The sequence below is a fragment of the Streptomyces capoamus genome (assembly GCF_014654935.1).
GTDB lineage: Bacteria > Actinomycetota > Actinomycetes > Streptomycetales > Streptomycetaceae > Streptomyces > Streptomyces capoamus.
The window spans coordinates 229,797-233,154 of record NZ_BNBF01000004.1 but is presented as its reverse complement, the minus strand read 5'-3'; the positions used below and the strand labels follow the sequence as shown (position 1 = coordinate 233,154).

4 protein-coding genes and 2 pseudogenes are annotated in these 3,358 nt (G+C 69.0%); 3 read left to right on the top strand and 3 right to left on the bottom strand.

All coding sequences use genetic code 11. The annotated features are described in order from the left end of the window. Window positions 1-63: 63 nt before the first annotated feature. A pseudogene (locus IE312_RS39315) lies at window positions 64-403 on the bottom strand (Rv1733c family protein). A gap of 90 nt (window positions 404-493) precedes the next feature. Here IE312_RS39315 and IE312_RS44730 point away from each other — a divergent pair. Together IE312_RS44730 and IE312_RS39305 are read left to right on the top strand one after the other, a co-directional pair. Next, window positions 494-856, top strand: a pseudogene (locus IE312_RS44730) (PP2C family protein-serine/threonine phosphatase); the annotation flags it as partial. Window positions 857-999: 143 nt separating this feature from the next. Continuing rightward, complete coding sequence (locus tag IE312_RS39305; protein ID WP_306419724.1) at window positions 1,000-1,551, top strand: DUF4383 domain-containing protein; 552 nt, start codon at window positions 1,000-1,002, stop codon at window positions 1,549-1,551. Here the strand turns inward: IE312_RS39305 and IE312_RS09150 are convergent. Beyond that, a complete protein-coding gene (locus IE312_RS09150) occupies window positions 1,538-1,741 on the bottom strand; it encodes a cold-shock protein (protein WP_189980143.1) in 204 nt (67 codons plus the stop codon). The genes IE312_RS39305 and IE312_RS09150 overlap by 14 nt on opposite strands. Window positions 1,742-1,891: 150 nt before the next feature. Then, on the bottom strand, window positions 1,892-2,128 hold the full coding sequence (locus IE312_RS09145) for a hypothetical protein (protein WP_189980141.1): 237 nt from the start codon (window positions 2,126-2,128) through the stop codon (window positions 1,892-1,894). 333 nt (window positions 2,129-2,461) lie between these two features. Between IE312_RS09145 and IE312_RS09140 the strand changes: the two genes are divergently transcribed. Beyond that, complete coding sequence (locus IE312_RS09140) at window positions 2,462-2,632, top strand: hypothetical protein (protein ID WP_189980140.1); 171 nt, start codon at window positions 2,462-2,464, stop codon at window positions 2,630-2,632. Window positions 2,633-3,358 lie beyond the last annotated feature (726 nt).

The window sequence follows — 3,358 nt, the reverse complement described above, 5'->3', positions numbered from 1 at the left end:
CCGCGATAGCGGAGGCTGTCTGACGGCCTTGGTCCGGAGGCGCTGTCACATCGACCCTGAGTATCAGCTGCTCTTCCACCGCTTCCGGGTGTCGATGTGCTCCCACTCGGCAGCCCACTGCGCCGTACGCTGCCGATCCAGCCCCAGGCGCACCACCCGGGCAGCACCGAGCACGGCCCCACCCGTCCCGGACGCCGTCAGCACGCCGCCCAGGGCGGCGTGCAGGCGAGCCGCTTCCTTGGTCGGGGGTTCGGCGGTGATGCGGCCGTTTTGGTCCGTCCACACGGTGACGGTGGCCCCGGCCGGAGTCGTGGGCGGCACTTTTGGCCTCGTTCGTGTGCGTCGAGCCGTCCGGTGCGGTCCAGCGCAAGGTGGCCCACACCCACGCTCGGTAACCGCTCATTGCCCCTGCAGGCGGCTTCTTCCCGTCCTCGACGCGTACGGCCGAGACCTCGCGCCGCTCGGCACTTCGGCGCGTGAGGACGGCACATGGACGCTGGAATTCTCCAGCGCCGGGCACCCGCCGCCGCTGCTGGTGACGCACGACGGTGACACCCGCCTCCTCACCGACGGCCACAGGCTCCTTCCCGGTGTCGATCCGCACACGACGCGCTCGCACGCCACCGAGCTGCTGCCGGCCCGCTCCACCGTGCTGCTCTACACCGACGGACTGATCGAACGCCGCGGCGAAGGTCTGGACGCGGGCATGACCCGGCTGCGCCAGTACGCCACCGCCCTCGCCCGCGAGCCGCTGGACACCTTCTGCGACGAACTCCTCACCGGCCTGGCCTCCGACCCCGCCAACGACGTCGCCGTCCTCGCCGCACGCCTGCCCACGAGCCAGCCCAGACGCTGACCCGTTCACTGCCGGCCTCGCGGCTGCGGGGCGAACGGGGGCGGGAACATCTAATAGCTGCCAGGGCGGACCCCTCCGGCGACTCGGAGGCTGCCCAAAGCTGCTGCCAGAAGCGGCGCTGGCTCGCTGCCAGCGGGAATGACCTGCAGTGGTCCATCCAACAGGCCGCGCTGCTGGTCGGCGCTGTCTTCCTGCTGGTGGGCGTGCTCGGCTTTATCCCCGGCATCACCACGCACTACGGCGCGATGGAGTTCGTCTCCCACACCTCAGGTGCGGGTCAGCTTCGATATCAGGTTCTCTGGTGCGACCACCTCAGCACCGCCAACATCATCCAGCGCCTGCCTACGCTCTCCCGGGCGGAGCTGACCACCCTCGACAGCTACGAGCGCAAACACGCCAGCCGGCCGCACATCCTGAACGCCATCGAGCGGCTACGCGGCAACGAACCGTGGCCCGGGTACGACGCCATGATCCCCGACCAGATCACCGCCCGGCTGCAGACTGCCGCGCCCGCCGCAGCCCGGCAGGTACTGGACCACGAAAGGCGCCACCGCCGGCGCGGCACACTGGTCGCTATCGCCAAGGCCCGCAGCATTGAAGCCTCTCCTGGCCCGCGTCCCGGTGATCGCGGGTTGAGGCACCCGACCAGCGTCGCCGGGCGGGTGCCGTGGAGGTGCAAGCTCAGGCGGGGGTGATGTTCTCCGCCTGAGGGCCCTTCTGGCCCTGGGTGACGTCGAAGTTCACCCTCTGCCCTTCCTGGAGCTCACGGAAGCCGGAGCTGGCGATGTTGGAGTAGTGAGCGAAGACATCCGGGCCGCCGCCGTCCTGCTCGATGAAGCCGAAGCCCTTTTCCGCGTTGAACCACTTGACGGTTCCACTGGCCATTTGGTCCTCCAAGGGGACTCGAAGTCGGCTACCGCACCGTGCGGAAACCGGAGGTGATCGCCTGGCCCTCAGGGTCGTAAACAGCAAGATCGCCCGTGTACACGCTCACGGGCGACCGGTACCTCGGAACCACGACAGCTGATGCTGACGCTACACGGAGAAGTTCAGCTTCACCTCGGGAACGCTCAGGTCGCAAGCGGCCCGATTCCTCCCTCCGGGTGTCGGTTCGTCGGCGGGCGTGAGCCCCACGGCCCGGATCACTGACAGGGGGACAACACCCGGCCAGCCCAGCAACCGCATGCCCTCGATGTCGCCAGCAACCCCGTCGTTGCGGACCTGCAGGCCGGCGATCGTGGTCTCCTGCCACTGCTGACCGTCGCACGTCATGCCTCATCATGGCCCGGCTGGCCCAGAGCACCGCATGGACACTCCGACGCCGTGGCGTGCTCAGCTCTCCGGCGGGTGGTGGCTGGTGCTCGCTCCCGGTTACAGACGGATTCCGCCCCGCGGCGTAAACCGGACCGGCTCGACGTTGCCCCCAGACGCCCATCGGCGCTTCGGTCCTGGGCTGCCAGCCGAACAATCCGAGCGGGCTCCTTGGCCTGGCAGCCCGGCCCTTCCGCGCGGAACACGGCGTTCTGCTGCCCTGTGCCGGGAGCTGCGGCAAAGGGCAGGCTCCGGTCACCGCGCCGCACTCGGCATGCTGAGGACGTCGTACAGGTGCTGGCCGACGAGGAGCCGGGTTTTCACCGGTGCGGTCCCGCGCGGCGATCGAGGCAGGCGGTGTCGGCATTCGAGATCAGGGCACCGAGAGTTGCTGTGGTTCTCGCCCGCACCGCCACCATCCTGGATATGACCGAGCTGTGCGACCAGTTCCTGCATTACCAGTAAGACACAGCGTTCACCCCGGGCGCTGCTCCCCGCTCGCTTCTCCACACCGGCCTGAGCCTCACATCGTGCCCGGGCAGCATGCGATGCACGCCGGTCACTGCGAACGCTTCACTCTGACCAGGGCGACAAGTCAGACAACGGCCCTCGGCCGACGACGCGAGTCGTGGCCCGCGCCCCGAGACTCTGCGGATGGGTCGGCTTTAGGGGGCGAGGCTGAGTTCGGCCCAGACCGTTTTACCGGAGGGGCGTGGGGTGACGCCCCAGCGTTGGGCGAGTCGTTCCGAAAGCTCTGACAGGCGGGGGTGGCACCTTCGCCGTTCATAACGGTTCCTCCAGCGGGAACGGCCATGCGCTGCTGCCGGCCGCCCTGGTACGCGACCGTCAGCAACCGTCCGCCGGGTATCCCTGTCTTCCCGGTGGATCCCCTGGGCGGCGTCGGGCCCGTGCGGCACGCGGAGCCAACACCGTCGGAGGCAGTGGCGCTGCGCGCACTGCGGCAGCATCGCACCAGACGGCCGCTACACCGAGGTCCCTTCACCTCACCGTATGGCTGACGTGTTGCGGCGGGCAGGCGTGTGCAGCGGGTGCGCGGGTAGGGGCCTGAGGTCGGGAGGCTCGTCTCGGCGGAGAGGCCATCGGCCCAACCCCGGGAGGGAAGCATCATGACGGCAGTGACGACGGCAAAGACAGATGTGCGCATAACGGAGCTGCCGGAGGTCACTGACC